General features: G+C 53.3%; 15 protein-coding genes. 5 read left to right on the forward strand and 10 right to left on the reverse strand.

Going from position 1 to position 18,044, the window contains the following annotated elements; translation table 11 throughout:
* The 6 genes from LAO76_26420 to LAO76_26445 all read right to left on the reverse strand — a co-directional run.
* The coding region (locus LAO76_26420) for an AMP-binding protein (GenBank protein ID MBZ5494475.1) at positions 1-1,310 on the reverse strand (1,310 nt) is incomplete at its 3' end.
* On the reverse strand, positions 1,292-6,799 hold the full coding sequence (locus LAO76_26425; protein ID MBZ5494476.1) for an amino acid adenylation domain-containing protein: 5,508 nt from the start codon (positions 6,797-6,799) through the stop codon (positions 1,292-1,294). The genes LAO76_26425 and LAO76_26420, both read right to left, overlap by 19 nt.
* A gap of 201 nt (positions 6,800-7,000) precedes the next feature.
* Positions 7,001-8,518, reverse strand: a complete 1,518-nt coding sequence (locus tag LAO76_26430) for a tryptophan 7-halogenase (protein ID MBZ5494477.1) — start codon at positions 8,516-8,518, stop codon at positions 7,001-7,003.
* Complete coding sequence (locus tag LAO76_26435) at positions 8,515-8,832, reverse strand: AMP-binding protein (GenBank protein MBZ5494478.1); 318 nt, start codon at positions 8,830-8,832, stop codon at positions 8,515-8,517. The genes LAO76_26430 and LAO76_26435 overlap by 4 nt, the downstream gene beginning before the upstream one ends.
* Positions 8,833-8,871: 39 nt before the next feature.
* Positions 8,872-9,090, reverse strand: a complete 219-nt coding sequence (locus LAO76_26440) for a hypothetical protein (GenBank protein ID MBZ5494479.1) — start codon at positions 9,088-9,090, stop codon at positions 8,872-8,874.
* A 427-nt stretch (positions 9,091-9,517) separates the two neighbouring features.
* On the reverse strand, positions 9,518-10,063 hold the full coding sequence (locus tag LAO76_26445; protein MBZ5494480.1) for a UpxY family transcription antiterminator: 546 nt from the start codon (positions 10,061-10,063) through the stop codon (positions 9,518-9,520).
* A gap of 16 nt (positions 10,064-10,079) precedes the next feature.
* Here LAO76_26445 and LAO76_26450 point away from each other — a divergent pair, with 16 nt between their 5' ends.
* Positions 10,080-10,355 (forward strand): hypothetical protein, encoded by a 276-nt coding sequence (locus LAO76_26450; protein MBZ5494481.1) that lies wholly within the window; start codon positions 10,080-10,082, stop codon positions 10,353-10,355.
* A 60-nt stretch (positions 10,356-10,415) separates the two neighbouring features.
* Here the strand turns inward: LAO76_26450 and LAO76_26455 are convergent, their stop codons facing one another.
* Positions 10,416-11,117 (reverse strand): LuxR C-terminal-related transcriptional regulator, encoded by a 702-nt coding sequence (locus LAO76_26455; GenBank protein MBZ5494482.1) that lies wholly within the window; start codon positions 11,115-11,117, stop codon positions 10,416-10,418.
* A 982-nt stretch (positions 11,118-12,099) separates the two neighbouring features.
* On the opposite strand from LAO76_26455, the gene LAO76_26460 reads away from it, so the two are divergent.
* The 4 genes from LAO76_26460 (at position 12,100) to LAO76_26475 (ending at position 13,301) form a co-directional block, all read left to right on the forward strand.
* Positions 12,100-12,393 (forward strand): hypothetical protein, encoded by a 294-nt coding sequence (locus tag LAO76_26460; GenBank protein MBZ5494483.1) that lies wholly within the window; start codon positions 12,100-12,102, stop codon positions 12,391-12,393.
* Positions 12,394-12,441: 48 nt separating this feature from the next.
* On the forward strand, positions 12,442-12,687 hold the full coding sequence (locus LAO76_26465; GenBank protein ID MBZ5494484.1) for a hypothetical protein: 246 nt from the start codon (positions 12,442-12,444) through the stop codon (positions 12,685-12,687).
* Between the two features lie 72 nt (positions 12,688-12,759).
* A complete protein-coding gene (locus LAO76_26470; protein MBZ5494485.1) occupies positions 12,760-13,065 on the forward strand; it encodes a DUF3575 domain-containing protein in 306 nt (101 codons plus the stop codon).
* Positions 13,062-13,301 (forward strand): DUF2911 domain-containing protein, encoded by a 240-nt coding sequence (locus LAO76_26475; GenBank protein MBZ5494486.1) that lies wholly within the window; start codon positions 13,062-13,064, stop codon positions 13,299-13,301. Before LAO76_26470 ends, LAO76_26475 begins: the two co-directional genes overlap by 4 nt.
* Positions 13,302-14,109: 808 nt before the next feature.
* Here the strand turns inward: LAO76_26475 and LAO76_26480 are convergent.
* Genes LAO76_26480 through LAO76_26490 form a run of 3 tightly spaced genes read right to left on the reverse strand, consistent with a single transcriptional unit; the run spans position 14,110 to position 17,986 of the window.
* Complete coding sequence (locus LAO76_26480) at positions 14,110-16,233, reverse strand: serine/threonine protein kinase (GenBank protein MBZ5494487.1); 2,124 nt, start codon at positions 16,231-16,233, stop codon at positions 14,110-14,112.
* A complete protein-coding gene (locus LAO76_26485) occupies positions 16,203-16,517 on the reverse strand; it encodes a hypothetical protein (GenBank protein ID MBZ5494488.1) in 315 nt (104 codons plus the stop codon). Before LAO76_26485 ends, LAO76_26480 begins: the two co-directional genes overlap by 31 nt.
* Positions 16,514-17,986, reverse strand: a complete 1,473-nt coding sequence (locus LAO76_26490) for a CsgG/HfaB family protein (protein ID MBZ5494489.1) — start codon at positions 17,984-17,986, stop codon at positions 16,514-16,516. Before LAO76_26490 ends, LAO76_26485 begins: the two co-directional genes overlap by 4 nt.
* Positions 17,987-18,044: the final 58 nt, after the last annotated feature.

Genomic DNA, 18,044 nt, shown 5'->3' on the forward strand with positions numbered 1-18,044 from the left:
CATATCGCCACCCGGTCATCCGGCTTCACCCCTAGTTGCCGCAGATAATGCGCCAAGCGGTTCGCTCGCAGATTCAACTCTTTGTAAGTAAGCTGATTGCCCCCGCATACCACCGCCACCGCGCCCGGCGTCCGCACTGCCTGTTCTTCAAATAATTCATGCACGCACTTCTCTCGCGGATAGTCCCTCTCTGTCGCGTTCCAGGTATACAGAAGCTGCTCTCGCTCCTCCTTCGCCAACAGGTTTATCTGCTCTATCCTGGGGTTTCTCTCCGTCGCCATGCCCCTCAGCAGTCTTTCGAAATATCCCACGTATCGTTGGATCGTCCTTCCCTCGAACAGCGCCGTCGCATATTCCAACTCCCCAACGATCCTCTCCCCCTCCTCCCTCAGCGCCAGCGTCAAATCGAACTTGGCCTTCCTTCCTTCTTCCACCCGCACCTCTCGTGCCTCCAAACCCGCCATCTCCAACTTCCTCCCAGGCAGGTTTTGCCACGCCAACATCACCTGAAACAACGGACTGTACCCCAAACTCCTCCCTGGCCTCACCAGTTCCACTACCTGCTCGAACGGTATGTCCTGATTCTGTTGCGCCCCCAGCGTCACTTCCTTCACTCCCCGCAACAGCTCTTCCACTGTCGGCCCACCACTCAAATCGATCCGCAAGGCCAGCGTGTTCACAAAAAAACCAATCAGCCCTTCAATCTCACTTTGTCCACGGTTCGCCACCGGCATCCCGATCACCACTTCTTCCTGTCCTGATAGTCGCGACAACAATGCCCCCCATCCTGCCGCCACAGTCATGAACATCGTCGTCCCCTCCCGCCGACTCAATTCCTTCAACCTCCCCGTCAGCCCCTCCTCCAAGTTCACTTCCACCACCGCCCCTCGAAAATCCTGCCGCACTGGTCTCGCTTTGTCCCATGGCAACTGCAGTAACTCCGGTACTCCTCCCATCACTCTCTTCCAGTACTCCCTCTGCTCCTGCCATACCTCCTCTCCCAATCCCCTCTGCCACACCGCATAATCCGCATACTGGATACTCAATTCCCCCAACCCCGCTTCCTCACCTTTTACGTATCCACTGTATAATCGGCTCAACTCCCTCATCAGAATCCCCATCGACCACCCGTCCGATACAATGTGGTGCATGGTGATCAACAACGTATGCTCCTCTTCCCCTTCCCTGATCAGCCGCCCTCGTATCAGCGGCCCACCCGCCAAGTCAAATCTCTCATTCACTTCTTCCTCTCTCAGCGCCCCCAACTCCATCCCAACGTCCGGCCTCCCACTCACATCCTGCTCCCGCATTGCAAACCGGCTCTTCTCCGCCTCCTCGTCCTCAGCACTTCATGACGCTTCACCAACTGGTTCAGCGCTCGCCGCAACGCCACACGATCCAATTTTCCCTTTAAATGCAGCCTCAAGCGGATGTGATACGCCTCCCCCGCCCCCTCCATCTGCGCCAAAAACCACAGCCGCTGCTGCGCAAACGACAGCGGCAGATGAGACGGCCTTGGCTGCAGCCTCAATAAAGGCGGTAATTGCGTGGCAAAATTCCCGGGGCTGGTATAGGACCATCCATTCCCATTCCACCAGACAGGCTCTCCGGTCTGAGTATCGACTGCTTCTTCCCCAAATTTTGCGGCAACTTCAATATGGCCCACGTCCTTGACTCGTTTAATTGTCGAGGGATTGGCATATATAACGACAGGAACTGGAGCATGCGGGTCGGAGGCCAGATAGCGGCCCAATTGCAGCACGGTGGGAGCATCAAAGATCGTGCGGATGGAAATGTTCGTACCAAAAGCTTTGCGTACCTGACTGACCACCCTCATCGCCATTAACGAGTGGCCGCCGAGAGCAAAAAAATCATCATCAATGCTCACTCGCTCCAGCGATAGCACTTGAGCAAAAATTCTGCACAGCAATTCCTCCTGTCTATTCCGTGGACTGCGATGCGATTCGCTGTCCCGCTTGGGATCCGGTAACGCTCCCCTATCTACTTTGCCATTCGAGGTCAGCGGAAGCTCGTCCAGTTCGATATAGCTAGTGGGGACCATGTATCCCGGCAGCTTCTGTTGCAAGAACAGATGCAGCATGTCACCGTTAACCTTTTCATTCCTGGACACAAAATATGCGGCGAGGAAGGTTTCCCCATTACCTTCTTTTCTCAACACCACGACTGCTTGCATCACGTCGGGGTGCTCCAGCATGATGGACTCAATTTCACCCAGCTCGATCCGATAACCCCTTACTTTGACTTGGTGGTCAATTCTGCCGAGAAACTCCAGAGTCCCGTCGCCCCGCCAGCGCACCCGGTCTCCAGTCCGATATAGCCGCTCTCCTCCGCTCTCACTGAACGGATTCGGCACGAACCGTTCCGCCGTCAGTTCCGGTCGGTTCAAATAACCACGAGCTAGACCAACACCCCCAACGCACATCTCTCCTGGAATGCCGATTGGCATTGGATTACATCCCGTCTCCTCGTCCATCACATAAGCCTGGCTATTCGTAATCGGTGATCCGATGGGAACTGTTCCGTCCAGTTGAGACGCATCTGCAACCTTCATCCGGTAGCAACAACTGAAGGTAGTATTCTCTGTTGGACCATAACCGTTGATCAGACAGGTCTCTTCCAGTTCCGCCAGTGCTCTGCATACGTGAGCAGTTGATAAGACATCTCCTCCGGCGAGTAACTGTCTTACTCCTTTCAGCCGTCCCAATTGCGTGTCCACCATTTGGTGAAACAATCCCGCTGTTAACCACAACACTGTGGCACCACTCTTCTCTATTACCTGGCCCAGGTCTTCCAGTGAAGGCACTTCCCCCGGATACACTGTCAAGCGGCATCCATTTAAAAGGCTGCCCCAAATCTCAAATGTCGCCGCATCAAACGATACCGGAGCCAGTTGCAGGAACACATCCTCTTCCCCCAGTTCCACATAGTTTGTCCGCTTCACCAGTCGCACAATACTTCTGTGCTCCACTCCAACGCCTTTGGGCCGGCCCGTTGAACCCGAGGTATAAATCACGTAAGCGAGGTTTTCTGGGCGCACCCCGCTTTCAAAATCCTGATCATTTTCTTGTCCGATTTCATCCCACAGCTGATCCACGCAAATCCAGTCACCTGTAATTCCTGTGAGCCTCTCCCTCACGTCCTGAGTAGTGAGCAGCAGCTTCAGTTCTGCATCTTGAACCATATACTGCAGGCGCGGAGCAGGATAATTCACATCCAGTGGCACATAGGCTCCGCCAGCTTTCAAGATGCCCAGCATTACCACCATCATCTCTGGGCGCCGTTCCATGCACATGCCGACCCGGACCTCGGGATGGATTCCTTGCTTTCTGAGATAATGCGCCATTTGGTTGGCCTTTTTGTTCAAGTAGCTGTAGGCCATGGTTTGCTGCCCATAGAGGAGCGCGGGCAATTCAGGCGTTTGGCAGGCTTGCAGACTGAATAATTCATGCACGCATTTGTCGAAGGGAACATCTTTCCCGGTCTGGTTCCATTCCGCCAGCGCTCGTCGGTCATTTTCTGTCAGCAAACAGATTTCAGAAATTCTCTGCTGCGGATTCGCGATCATGCATAGCAGGATCTGCTGATAATGCCCAATCATCCGCCAAATTGTGGCTTCCTCGAACAGGTCGGTGTTGTACTCCCACAGCATGACGAGGGCATCCTTGTCCCACTCTGGATTCAGCCGCAGCCTTTGCGGGGAGGCTGGAATCACGACTATTCCCAGATCGAATTTCGCTGTCCCATTTCCCAGAGCCTCTTGCAGTTTCAATTTCAACTCTGGGATCTCAGGCACAGACAGGGGCGAGTTGTGAAAATTGAACATCGTTTGGAAAAGTGGGTTTATACTCAGGTTGCGAGTGATATTCAGAGCTTGCACCACGTCCTGAAATGGAACGTCTTGATTCTCATAAGCTTCAAAGGTCAATTCGCGCACATGCGACAGAAGGCCATGCAAGCTGGCATTGGGCATCGTCTGCGCTCGCAGGACAACATTGTTCACCAGCATGCCCAGCAAACCTTCGGTCTCAGGGCGATGTCGGTTAGCCATACTCGTGCCCACACAGAATTCAGATTGTCGGGTGTAGTGATAGGCCAACACGAAAAATGAGGACATCATGACTACAAACAGACTCACATCCTCCTGATTGCTGAAGAGGTGAAGGCTTCTTGCCAGTTCGGCGTTAAGCGGAACTCGCAGTAAACCGCCATGAAACGTCTGCACATTAGGCCGCGGATGATCTGTAGGCAGCTCGCTTATCGGCGGACTTCCAGCCAGTTGCTCTTTCCAATAAGAGAGTTGTGCCTGGGCTTCGTCTGAGTGCAGAAACTCGCGCTGCCACAGAGCAAAATCAGCAAATTGAAAACGAAGGGGCAATAGGGGGGAGGGCTGGTCTGCCGCAAATGCGCGGTACAGCTCCAGCAACTCACCCAAGAAGACATTGAACGACCAGCCATCATGCAAAAAATGGTGTTCAACGTGCACTAGCAAATGCTCGTCTTCGCTGAACGAAATCAGTATCCAGCGAATGAGTGGAAGTTGGCTGACATCAAACGGTTTTGCCAGCTCATTCTGAATGATCTTTTCAGGTGTCTCACCCGTGCTGCCATCCGCATTTTTTAGAAGGTGGATGATCGTAAATGAGGCCGGTAGAGGTTCATGAATGATTTGAATCGGCCGTCCATCTTTCTCGATAAAGGTAGTGCGAAAGATCTCATGACGTTTCACCATCTCGGTGAGACTGCGCTCTAGGGCCGGCACCTTCAAAGGCCCGCTGATCTGTAACGTCGCCTGGGCATGATAAGCGATACTTGAAGGATCCAGCAGATGTAAGAACCAAATTCTTTCCTGGGAAAACCCCAGCGGAATATCTTGACCGCGTGACACTGGGCCGATCGAGGGAGCCTGACCGCTGGATGCTTGCCGCTGGGCTGCCTCAACGTACTGCGCAAGATCGGCCAAAACTGGCCGGTCAAAAAAACTGCGCAGGGGCAGAGATACATGACAAGTCTTGCCCACACGGGAGATCACCTGGGCAGCAAGGAGCGAGTTCCCGCCCAAGTCAAAAAAGCTATCTTGTACGCCTACCCGGTTTATGTGCAGTACTTCAGCCAAAATGGACGAGAGCAGCTTCTCCGTAGCGGTTGCCGGTGCGACATAGGACTGTTCCAAAGCCGGACGCTCACCGCCTGGCATTGGCAACGCGCGACGATCCACTTTGCCATTCGCTGTAAGGGGCAGCTTTTCCATTAAAACGAATGCTGATGGAACCATGTATTCGGGTAGCTTATTGCTGATATATTCACGCAATCCGCTGGGAGACAGGCTTTCTCCTGTGTGCTTCACTACGTAAGCCGTCAACCGCGCATCACCCGGATTGTCTTCTCGTACCAGAACGACCGCCTGTCCTACTGCCGCGTGCTGCTGGAGGACGGCTTCGATTTCCCCCAACTCGATGCGATAACCACGCAGCTTTACCTGCTGGTCAATACGCCCAAGGAATTCGAGTGTCCCATCCGGTAGATAGCAAGCATGATCTCCACTACGATAGAGCCGTGCTCCAGGGGTAGTGCTGAAAGGGTCGGGCACAAACTTGTCGGCGGTGAGCATTGGTTGCTTCCAATATCCGTGGGCCAACCCATGCCCGCCAAGGCAAAGCTCTCCCACCTCTCCTACCGGCATGACTTGCATGTGTTGGTCGAGCACATAAGCGGTGCTGTTTGCAATTGGCTTCCCGATGGGAACGCTTCTTGCATCCACAGGCATCTCCCGCAGTTCTGCACACGTGGAAAAGGTGCCATTCTCCGTGGGCCCGTAGGCATTGATGAGCCTGCAGCTGGGATACTGTCTGAGGAGCTTCCGCACCAGACTGAGCGAAAGCACGTCTCCGCCAGAGATAAACTGCCGCAGATTCTGGAAGTAGCGTCCGCTATCGCACTCCGCCGCCTCGTGAAACATGCCCGATGGCAACAATAATGTGGTGACGGGATGTTGTGAAAGCCATTCTCCCAATTCTTTACCCGACGGAGCGTACGCAGGAAAAATCATGAGGCGTGCGCCATTCAATAAAGCACCGAAAATCTCAAACGCAGCTATATCAAAGGAAATCGAAGCAATCTGCAGGAAGACCTGATCAGCGCCGAAATCGGCATAATTGGTGTTTCGCACCAGCCGCACGGCGTTGCGGTGGCAGATGCATACGCCTTTTGGTCGTCCTGTTGACCCGGATGTATAGAGAATGTAGGCAGGATGAACGGCGGTAATGCGGTTGGTGAGATTTTGTGTCGGTTGTTGGGAGATTTCAGCCCATCCTGTATCCAGAAAGAACCGCTTCACCCCGAGCCCGGGAATTCTCGCTGCCAATTTTTGCTGCGACAGCAAGAGCTGCACTTCTGCATCTTTCGCCATGAAGCTGAGGCGCTCTTGCGGATAATTCCCATCCAAAGGTACATACGCGGCGCCAGCCTTCAGAATCCCGAGGATTCCGACCACCATTTCCAGCGACCGTTCCACGCAAATGCCCACCCGGTCTCCCTCTTTGATTCCCAAGCGGTGAAGATACCAGGCGAGCTGATTGGCGCGATCATTCAACTCCTGATAGGTAAGCTGACTGCTCTCAAACTCTATAGCCAAAGCTCTTGGATATAACCGCGCTTGCTCGTCAAAAATCTCGTTGATGGTCAGCTGAAGCTGTTCACTATCATCTGTTTGGAGACTTGTCCTAGGTGCTGAACCAACTTTATTTTTATTGATAACCAAAGCTATCTGTCGCTCAGTCATAAACAAAGCTCCTGACAAAAACTTTGAAAATATATGATGGAGAGTTACGAAGGGAACAGCGGTGAGCGACCGTCAACATTGTTTTAGAACAGGAGTAACTTCTCACCGCCGCGAAAGCCCAAAAAGCGAGTGCCGAGCGGATATTAAGCCCCGAATCTTCATCTCAACTTACGCAAGTGCCGATTGGTATCTGGAAAGCCACTACCGGTAAGCTGCGGGCATACCAGCGGGCATGGGGGAGTGGGTCCAGGAAAGGCCATCCCGGGATGGAACGAGCCCATTTTTGAAAAGTGGCTGCTCAGGCACAGGAGCACCCTTCATAGCACCCCGCAATTGCAGCTTAAAACCTTCTGCATTCAATTCGCTCCACAACTTTCTTCTCTCGTTCGGTGGTGAACCGCTTTCGGCATACTTATCGCTGGGCAATCCCGCCGCGTCAGGAAAGATTCGGCTGCCACGCGCTCGATAATCTTCCGGTTTGCCGTTGACGCTATTGAGCAGTTCCCCGCTGGCATCTCCGCCCACGAGATTGAGGAATGCCTGGTTTCCAGGAATTTCAGAGTGCATCAATACTCTTGCAGTCCAATAATAGCTTTCCAGATCTTGATCCAAATCATAAAAAGCTGTAAGAAAGTCATAAAACACTTTATATTCACGTCTATACCGCATCTCAAATTCCTTGAAAGCTATTTCCTCGCTCAATGGGTTCTCAAAATAGGTATTGATCGATCTTGCCGCCAACAATGCCGAATAAGTCGCAAGGTGCACTCCAGATGAAAACACCGGATCGATAAAACAGGCAGCATCGCCGATCAAAACCAGACCTGGCCTCCAAAAACTACTATGGGAGTAGGAGTAGTCTGTCCGTACGCGAATCTCGTTATAGGGAGCGTCCTTGCACGGAGAAGCGTTTGATAACAAATCTTTAATGGGCCCACAGTTAGAAACCAATTCGGTAAAGGCCCGCTCATGCCCTTTCTGCAACAAAGACGAGTATTCTTGCCCTATAATGGCTCCCACAGAAGTCAGCATGTCAGAAAGTGGAATATACCAGAACCACCCCTTTTCAAAAGCAGCGCAAAAAATATTGCCCGAATTGGGGGCTGGCAATCTACCGGCGTTCTTAAAATATCCAAACAAGGCGAGATTCCGGAAAAATTTGGAAAATATGCGCTTTCCTGCATGGCGGGCAATGGTGCTGGTATGACCGGAAGCGTCCACTACGTAGGTGCTTCCAACCACTATTTCCTCACCTGCATTGTTGAAAAGCCGTATTCCCGATACGCGATCATTGTCGAAAAGTAGATCTTGCACGCGATGTTGTTCCCAAACCTCTACACCTTTTCGAACGGCGTTATCCAGCAATATCTTATCGAACTTGATCCGTTCAACCTGATAAGCATGAGATGTGGGCCCTTGGAATCTTGATGACTCAGCAAACGTAAAGGTCCAAGGCGCTCTGTTTTTCCCCCAGCGGAACGTGCCGCCAAGCTTGCGTATGAAATTGTGACTGTTCAGTTCTTCAACAACGCCCAACATCGCGCAGATTCCATGAACGGTGGCAGGCAGCAAGGACTCGCCGATCTTATAAACGGGAACCAATTCTTTCTCGATAAGCAGAACGCGGTGTCCCCGCATCGCCATAAAAGTTGCCGCTGTAGATCCAGCGGGACCGCCCCCAACCACGCAAACATCGTAGCGTGTATCATTGCTCCTCATACAATTCTCCTGTCAGTAATTAGCTTGTGAACGGACAGGATATGCGGGGACAGCAATTGTCCCGCATACAAACATCCCCAAAACGCTGCCACAAATTCCAGGCCGGGTGGAAAAAGCGGAAGCACGCGCTGGCCAATCCAAACCGACTCTTGCAAACGGCCGGCTATGGCGCGAGCGGCATGATCCAGCTCAGCATAGCTCCACTGAGCGTCTTCCTCGCCATCATCCTTGAGAAAAGTAAAGGCGGGCTGGTTAGAATCATGTTGTGCTCTCCAACGGAGCACTTCATTTAAGATGCAATACTCACGGGACATAGACACCTTTGGTCAATTGAGTTTTTGTGGGTGCCGTGCTTATCTGCCAGTCTCCATCCCATGGACTGGTAGGACCGGCGGCATCTCCGCCGTGGCTGCGGTCCATGAAGCCAGGGGCCGGAAGTACACCGCATTTCCCTGACCATCGTGGTTGTTTTTATGCGGCTCGTTCGACTCGAACCCGGTTTGCGCGGTATAGTGCGCGCTCACATAGGCTGGATCGTGGTGATAGTTAAGGTAAGGGTCGGGGTGGGCCATAACACACCTGTCGTAATTGTCGTTTCCAGTTTCTCCTCAGTCAGCTGCTCCATAAATAAAGCCCTCCAAATGGTGTAGCTCGTACTTTTTTGCTACAGCACACTTGCTGTCAGATTTGTGTGAATCGGTTTTTGGGATTACGGATAAGTGACGGTCTCGTCCGCTGGGATCTTGAGGAAACAACCCACATCAATCCGCAATCGAGGTGCTCGCGGACGCGATGGCCGCACCCCGCTTGGGATTTCTCAATGTGAGCTTCCATCTGGTGGAATCAGTTCAGATCATCCGCTGCGGCGCTTGCTCGTAGATTTTGGAAGAGCAGGTCGCGCCTTGGCGTGACGCTACGATGTCATGCCGGTCCTGAAGAGGACGAATCGTGATAATTGCCGGCCTTGGTCACATTTTGATGTATCCCAAACAACCAATACTACGCCGTCAGATCCAAAGATAGTCTATCGGGTGGAGCAGGACTTAAAAGTGCGGCTTCCTCCGTATCAATCTCGACTACTACTGACCTCATAATCAAATCCACTGAGACGACCAGCCTGCCACAATTTCTATAGTGACTAATGATTCCGGTGAGGCCGGACAATGGTCCGTTGACAATTTGCACCTTCTGACCTACGGCAAGATACGGAATTGGACAAATGTCGCGCTTCGAGTCAATAATTCGTTGCAAAGCCTCAATTTGAGCATGTGGCACAGAACATGGTCTGCCGCCAAAACTCACAATTCTTATAAAGCCTGGCATGCGATGAATCATTCCCACGCTACACGATTGGGTACGGACAAAGACATACCCAGGGAATAATGGCTGCTCGATGACTTTGACGCGGTCCGACCACTTCCGGCGCGTTCGGCGCATTGGTAAAAAGTGACCATAATTCTGCTGCTGAAGAATGGCATCAACCCTCTTTTCATGTCGAGGTGTGACTTGGATAGCAAACCATGAGTCCTTTTCAATCAGCAGCATATTAGGTGTCCGACCAGTGAAAATTGCTCTGATCCAAGGCCGTGAGAGGGCAGGCTGCCGCCTTTCTGAGTCACAAAATGCTTGCAAACTTACAGGCAGCCACATGCAAGTTTTCCGCTCACGATATGCCAATGATATGAAAGCAAATTCAAAATTCTTTGACAACTGTACGGGTAACAAAAAATCGCCGGGGAGTACACTGACCTACTTTTTCGCAACGGTACAGGTAGACTCAAATAATCCACTGACCCCTTTCTTGGATCCAGTTGGCTACAAAGCTCAGTTTTTATGAATTATGAAATCGCGGGTATTCTTTATGAATTATGAATTGCAGGGATAACGAACAACTTTTCTAAGCGACTGCAGTTCCCGCAAGCGGTTCTTCCCCGGTATCTGCCATTCTAAGATCTTTACGAGTTTTCACTTTGAATTTTCGCAAGATGTTGGAAACGTGGAATTTTACTGTTCGGACCTCTATCTGAAGCATATTGGCGATGTCCTTGTTGGAAAACCCTGTCACCAGGAAAGGGATAATCTGCTGTTCACGGTCAGTGAAACTACGCGGCTGGGCAAAACGGCCAAATGAGCGGGTACGCTTGATATACTCGCTGAGGCACTCCCTCCCCATCCAGAATCGGCCTTCTGCTACCGCATGCACGGCACTCGGCAAGTCGGTATCGATATTCGGCGCCAGAATGATTGCATGGATGCCCAGGTAAATGAACCTGCTCTCCTCCTCTGGGCTCCCGAATCTTTTTTGAGTCAGGACGATAGACCGTCCCCCCGTCCGGTTCCACTCAATCGCGATCTTTGTCCAATTCTTGACAGAACAGGTGTCGAGAATCAATAGCCGATTCTGACCCTCCAACGGATTAGTTGGAATCTGCTCGAACATCCTGACTTCGTACATCGCGGAAATGAGCAGTTTCTTGATCGCACCAAATGCAAGCGGATGACGAGAACAAATGAAGATCGCCGGGGAATAGATCTGACGGCTCTCCATGGCTTTCACCTCGTAAAGAACGGCAATACCGCTGGTAAATGCTAACAGCACGAAGAAGGTTCACGATCATCAGATGCGTCGAAGGAATCCTCATGTCGAATAAAAGTGTGGAAAATCAACATTTTGATTCCCATTTCGGGAGGCTGAACATCTTGTCGCAATACTTCCCGTGTAGACAGTATCTACTGATGATGTGGGCAGTTTCATTAAATGCCCTCAGCAGCCCGTTACAACACCCGGCATATTGCTTCTAAGTTTCACGATGTTGAGCCTTCTAAGAGAATCAAGAACTTTCTTAAGACCTTTCTAAGGATGCGAATTTGGGAATGACGCTCCTGTGCGGAATCCATTGCTGACCTACGGCTGACCGGATTGATAGCAATGCTTGAAGCAGTTTATTAGAACCACGAAATGATGAAGTGTCGCCCCGTTATTGTAGAATCGTAGCCATTCTGGATAAAGGAGACTAACACTTGGACACACAGTCCATCATCGCGGTTTTGGAAGCTGAACGAGATCGATTGAATCAAGCAATCGCGGCTCTGCAACCTAGTCCAGGTAGGACCGCATCAAGTAAGCCAGACCGCAGAAGGCGTCATTTGTCAGCAGCGGCTCGGAGACGCATTGGTCTGGCCATGAAGAAGCGTTGGGCAGAGCGGAAGAAAAAAGCGGCGGCCTGAGAATGGTTTAAGATTGGTCCGGTGGGGGTGCCAGCGGGTGAACGTCTCTTGTGCGCATTGCCTCCTTGTAGAGTTCAAGAGCCTTCTCTTTTTGGGTCAGAGGCTGGAAAGCTGTGGCGCGACTACACGATTGCAGTGGAACCAGCAATTACTTCTGATCCGGCTGATGTCAAATTTCCAATCAGAGAAAAAGATATAGCCGCTGCGGAATAGAAGTAGCTACTGACCGCGAACACAAGAGAGTGTATGTAATTCTGAAGGAAAGTCTCAGTTGCGATCAGAAACCATTACAAGGATCACAGTGAAGGTATTAAACCCGCTTGAATATGTCCGACAGGCTGGCCTTCAGACCTTTGGCAATCTTACCGATATTGACGATAGAAGGCAACCTGGAACGCGTCCTCAACCTGCTCAAAGCCATGAGCCCCATCGCGGTCATCGTGGACGAAGCCGACGCCCACCTTGCGTCCTCTCAATATATATCGCAATACGATGCAACCAACGTCCAGCGACGTGCATACATTCTTACCATGGGCCCAATCGGGTGCCTGCTTTCTCCTGGAAAGCCGTCTTGCCTCGAGTTCGTCCACACACGTGCACGCGGTCGTCTGGATGCTAAAGGAATGGTTGGCTGCCCCGCTGGTTGAAGCATGGAATTGGCCCGGAGTTGAGCGTTCGCTCTCGGGCAGTTTTTGATGAAGCACAACATCGCGAATGCCATTACGCCTATTTTCAACGGAGGAATGGGAATTATGCAGAATCGTCAAAATACGCCGACCGTCATTCTGTTGGCCATGATCGTTGCTATGAGCATGGCGATGATATTTGCCGCGCTTCTGTATGGATTCATGAGGGCCAGCCACGCTTCGTCGCTTGAAATCGGGGCGCATGACAGCCGCTGTCTTCACGAAGTGTGCGACATCCATCACTCCGTGACCTAGCCAGATGTCCTGAAGTTTAAACCTCCGCGTGAGGAGTGCCCACAACGATCCGGCACATTAAGGAATCGGGTAATGAACACCCAAATCTCAGAATTCAGAGGCTTTCGGAGGCGAAAAATGATGCGCGCTTTACTAATCTGTGCCGTGCTGATCGGTACTTTAGGCCAAGCTGTTGCGGTCCAGGAAAAGCAGACCACCACCGCCAATGCTGCCTGCACGTTCCAGGACGGCAAAGAAATGAGTGTCCGATATAACCCGGCATCCTTCGACAAAAACAAAGATGACCGTTTCTCAGAGCGCCAGATGTTTTTGTTTACCCAAACTCCTCTCACCATAGGTGACAAGAGATCCCGGCCGGTGCGTCTAGTCTGTACTTGATGCAAAAGGGGAAAACGTGGACCCTCATCATTAACAAGAACGTAATGCCGGACACTAAGTATGATGAGAAGCAGGATTTAGCGAGGGTTTCAATGCAGCTTGGAGAGGTCGACTCAGACGCAAAACAACTTGAAATTCTCTTCGCTCATGGAGCGCCGAAGCAGTGTAATTTACGGGTTTATCAAGGACACACAGGCGCATGGGTTGAATTCAAGGAGGCCGCGCCCAGTAAATAGCTCGAATTGGGAGCGCCCCTTGGCGCGACAGGCCAGTTCCGTCCCGGTCGGCATGTTACAGAATTGGCCAAACAAACTGGCTTACACCGACGAGTCGCTCTCGAATGCCTCGGGCTGATTTGCTTCTGACTGTGCGCCAACAAAGGGCGCCGCAACCCAGCAATGAAAGATTTGGCTCCCGAATTTCTGCCGGAATTGAATTCCCAAATTATCTACTTTCGCTCCAAATCCCAACTAACTGCGGCGGCGAATCCCCGGCATGGAGTGCCGGATGATATTCGCCGGCTGCAGTCGGTCAAATTAACTTAGCCGGTACCTCAACGGCCGTTATGTCATTGCGTGAACGCCAGAAGTGCGAGATGTCACTCATCGAGGGACGTTTCCGCCTTAGGAAGGTCTCATCACGACTCAATGCTTTCGATTCTGAACGACAAAAAGCAGCAAGCTTCCGGCCTATTGGTTCAAAGAGGGCGTCGCATCTCCCCTGAAGAGCGCAGAACAAATCAGCAATGAAGAGGCCACTGAGCACACTTCTCGAAGATCATCGGCAAAAGTCTTCCTGTCCATCCTGTCCATAAAATGCGGAAATTGGTTCTACTGGGCAGACAGGGCGGAAACAGCGGAAAGGGCGGAAAGCAAAGAATTCCCTGTATTCATGCGTATTTGACGCTATGCTCCTTGAGAATCAGAGATTTGCAAAAATCAGGGTAGGTAGAATCCCTCCTCTCCGCCACAAGCGCGCCGCCAGCCAGGTAAGCCGCGGAGATTCCGCTTTCGCGTAGATGCGTGGCAGTGCAGGAACTGCGCTTCAACGCCCCACGATCTTCATCAGCCGTCGTGCGTATTCATTAGCAAGGTCAATATCATTTCGTGCTGCCGTTAAGTCGCCTTTCTCCAGCTCATGGCGCGCCGACTCCAGCGCCGTCTGCATGCGCATGTGGTTTGCCACGATATCGGAGTGAAGGGACTTTCCTTCCTTCTCCAGGTCGGCTTTCAGGCCGGTGAAAGTCTCATCCGCTAGTTTTGATTTGCTCGTGGCAGCATCCAGGCTCCTGCTCACGATCTCGTATTCAGTCGGATTTACGTCAGGCTTTACGGATATCACGGGCGGGTGCGCTAAATCTGTTCTTGCGACTGGCACAACAGCGGCTTGACTGCTGCGGCTCTCCGGAGCTGAATCTGGGACCCGCTGTTGCGGGACCTTGGGAACCCAAACAGGGACCACGCCTCCCAGGCCGTTTATTTTGGCAAGGATCACGCCCCACTGTTGGCGATTCGGCCCCTGGCTGGGATCGCCCTCGGCAATCTGTTCTAGTGTTTTTGCAGCGCTGCTGTACGCCACCAACGCTAATTGCGGGAAGCGGGTTTCATACAATGTGCCCAGTTCCTGATACGCGCCGGCCACCTCTGTTGCCAGCGCTGCATCTTGCGCAATGCAGGGACGCACGCCATCAAGATAAATCACTGCGCGCTGCAACAATGCTTTGCGCTCGGCAGTAAACTCGGGATGCAACGACGATGCAGGATCCAGATCCTGTTTCAAGGCGTTGCGGAGTGTGCGAACATCCTCCGCGCGCACCGTAGAAGGCGGGCACAGGCCGGCACGTGGCCGCGGCGTTCCCGCTCCCGGCTTGGGCGCTTTTCGTTCCAGCGCCTCGAGAATGCTTCGGACTCCCGCTTCGCGCGCTTCAATGAGTCGCGAACGGATTTGCGCCGTTACCATCTGCCACGTGCCAATTCCAAGCGCCGCGAGTACAACCGCGCAGATTGCCACCGCGGCCCGGTTCCGCTTCAGGTAGCGCATGGCGCGTTCTATGCCGGGCTCGCGCCGCGCAAGGACGGGCCTTCCTTCCAGAAAACGCTGAAGGTCGTCCGCCAGCGCGGCGGCAGTGGGATATCGCCGGCGAGGGTCATGCCGCAGACACAGCAAAACAATCTGGTCCAGGTCACCCACGATCCGGCGGCGAAGCTGCGCGGTGGTCTCCGGCATGCGCTTGAGATCTTCGCGGATATTTGCGCTCGGCGGCGGCGGCTCCTCCCTCAGCTTCAGCGCCGAATCCTCGTAGGGCAGCCGCCCGGTCAGCAACTGGTACAACACCACGCCGAGAGAGTAGATATCAGAAGTTTTCCCGATAGGCGCTCCGCTGATCTGCTCCGGGCTGGCATAACTCGGGGTAAGAAGCCGGTCTGCCGGTCCGGTAAGGCTCGGCGATTGGAACAACGGAATTTGTGTTTTGGCGATCCCAAAATCCAGCAGCTTGACCTGCCCCTCACCTGTTACAAGAATGTTGGAAGGCTTCAAGTCGCGGTGCAGCACCAGGTTCTCATGCAGGTAACACGCGGCTGAAACTACTTGCTGAAAGAGCCGTATGCGATCGGCCAGGTCGAGCTTCTGCGTGTCACAGAAGCGGTCCAGCGCGAGCCCCTCTACGTACTCCATTACGTGATAAGGCAGGCCGTCAGCCGTCTGTCCACCATCGAGAATCCGCGCGATGTTTGGATGATCCTGGTTCGCCAGGACCTGCCGTTCCTGATTGAATCTCTGGATGAAATCCTGGGTCGCATGATTTCGCTTCAAAAGCTTGATGGCCACGTTCTTGCGAAACGTTCCATCATCGCGCACCGCCAGGTAAACCACACCCATGCCGCCGCTGCCCAACTCGCGCAAAATCCTGTATGGTCCGATCATTTCCGGATCGCTGGATGAAGAGGCACCATCCACCGTCGCGCAGGTGCCCGCACTCTGGTGCGCGACCAGGAGTTCCATGGCTTCCGCATACAGCTCCTGGTTGTCTTCACACGCCTGGAGCACGAAGGCCGGCCAGGCCGGGGCCGGCAGCCTCACAGCTTCGTCAAAGATTTTTCGCAGTTGGATAAAGCGGTTGGTTTCCATCATGCGCCTCAGAGCTGCCGCCGCAGCCGGTCGATCCATCCGCGCGCGCGATCCAGGCTTTTGCGAAGTTCGTTCCAGTCCTTTCGTTCCAGCGCGCCGGACGCGCTGTTCATCGCTGCTGTGAGCCCGTTGCGCGAGGTTGCGATCTCCGGGTTCAGCACGAGCCCCTGCTGGCGCAGGTCGTTCTCCAAATGGTCCACCAGATCGAGGATGGCCGAAGCCCGCGCCGCCACGTTGTCATATTCCACCTGCAGGCGCCGCTCCTTCGCGCTGGAAGCAGGAAGGAGCGCCGCACAAAGCAGGATTGCTGTAAGCACTCTCATTTCGACATCAGCCGGGCCTGGTAGCCCTTGCCGGTAACGTAGTCAGGGGAGAGCGGATGTCCACCGTAGTTGCCGATGCAGCTCTTTTCCTCCACCTCGCTGACCACAACCTCGCCGACTTTGACTGCTTCGGTGGCGATTGGTTCCTTGGTCTGCGGGTCAAGCACCTGATTGTTGATTTGCCGGATCTCGAAACGGTCACCGGGCAGGACGCCATCATTGCTTCCCAGCGCCAGATAAATACCGTTGGGCGTTATCTGCGCAACGCGCCCTTCGATCTTCCGTAGTTTGGCTGGAAGGAGCGGAATTTTTTCCTGGATCTGCTTTACGATCTGATCTACCGCGGCAATCGTGGCTTCGCCCAGAATGGTGTTGGCAAAGTTGCTGCTGTTCATGGCGCTGCCGATGCCTCCGCCGGCAATGCCACCCTGGCCAATACCCAGCCCTTCCAGTCCCAGACTTTTGCTCTTTCTCACTGACTCGCCGCGGACGTGTATCGGCAAGAGAACTTCGGAGGTCTCAGCGTCCACCAGGCTCAAATCAAGGACGACCACGGCCTTTTCTTCCTTCTTGGTGAGTCCGGCTCCTCCTATGCCAATTCCTTTCCATGATGGCACCCATCCACCGAAGACACCGCCTTTGTGTGTAGTCTTGTCATCCCGCCCAAAGACAGTGATATCGCCGGTAACGATGCAATCGGCACTCCAGCTCTTTCCGATGGTTGGCCCGCTGCCGGGACTGGCCTGCGCACTAATGCTCCGTGCTAGTTCCTTATCAATTGCGTCGTTTCTGTCCAGCACGGTAATGACGTTGGACTGCTGCAGGCGGTTCATGATCATGCGTTGCAGACCTTTTCCAATGTCCTCAGTCGTGCTCAGGCCCGGAGATCCCGCCGCAATAGCGTTCCTATACTGCATGAGAGCGATCCAAGGATTCTGAGAATATGCAGCAGCAGCCTGGCTCTGGTCTTTCAATGCACCAAACACAAACGGAGCAATCACCACGCGCCGCTTGCGCACCGGGGACGTGTTCGGCAAGTCGGGCGGGTAAGGTGTGTCTGCCGCGATGGCCGAAGTCCCCGCACTAGCCGGTGGCGGGGGCTCGGGTGCAGGCGGCGCTCCGCCGGGCGACGAATCCTTGTTCGCCAACAGATTCGGCGCGACTGGAGATGACGCCGCCGCTGGCACAGCAGCCTTCGGGTCCAGCATCACGTTGATAATATTTTCCGAGACGCCGGCCTTCTGCAGCTTCACCAGGTCCGGCGTGGTCAGCTCATAAGATTTTCCTTCGCGCTGCAATTGCTTGATCACCAGCGCCTCTGACATGCCGTTCTTCACCAGATCAATTACGTTGTCCACTATTGATTTCGCCATGACAGCCGGCCTGTGTGGCTTTATAACAGCAGGAGCAGGAGCTGCCTGTCCAAAGCCGGCAACGGAAAGAAGAATCAGGACCCAAAATTTTTTCATCGTCATACCTCTCTTGAGTTTTCATACCGCCTTTTGCATAGCGGAAAGTTCCGGAAAC

It is taken from the genome of Terriglobia bacterium, assembly GCA_020072645.1.
Classification (GTDB): Bacteria; Acidobacteriota; Terriglobia; order Terriglobales; family Acidobacteriaceae; genus Angelobacter.

Bases quoted from the DNA above. Each gene is read 5' to 3' on its own strand.
- LAO76_26425 (MBZ5494476.1), bottom strand. From the start codon at position 6,799: ATGACTGAGCGACAGATAGCTTTGGTTATCAATAAAAATAAAGTTGGT.
- LAO76_26430 (MBZ5494477.1), bottom strand. From the start codon at position 8,518: ATGAGGAGCAATGATACACGCTACGATGTTTGCGTGGTTGGGGGCGGT.
- LAO76_26435 (MBZ5494478.1), bottom strand. From the start codon at position 8,832: ATGTCCCGTGAGTATTGCATCTTAAATGAAGTGCTCCGTTGGAGAGCA.
- LAO76_26440 (MBZ5494479.1), bottom strand. From the start codon at position 9,090: ATGGCCCACCCCGACCCTTACCTTAACTATCACCACGATCCAGCCTAT.
- LAO76_26445 (MBZ5494480.1), bottom strand. From the start codon at position 10,063: ATGCTGCTGATTGAAAAGGACTCATGGTTTGCTATCCAAGTCACACCT.
- LAO76_26465 (MBZ5494484.1), top strand. From the start codon at position 12,442: ATGAAGCACAACATCGCGAATGCCATTACGCCTATTTTCAACGGAGGA.
- LAO76_26470 (MBZ5494485.1), top strand. From the start codon at position 12,760: ATGAACACCCAAATCTCAGAATTCAGAGGCTTTCGGAGGCGAAAAATG.
- LAO76_26480 (MBZ5494487.1), bottom strand. From the start codon at position 16,233: ATGGATCGACCGGCTGCGGCGGCAGCTCTGAGGCGCATGATGGAAACC.
- LAO76_26485 (MBZ5494488.1), bottom strand. From the start codon at position 16,517: ATGAGAGTGCTTACAGCAATCCTGCTTTGTGCGGCGCTCCTTCCTGCT.
- LAO76_26490 (MBZ5494489.1), bottom strand. From the start codon at position 17,986: ATGAAAAAATTTTGGGTCCTGATTCTTCTTTCCGTTGCCGGCTTTGGA.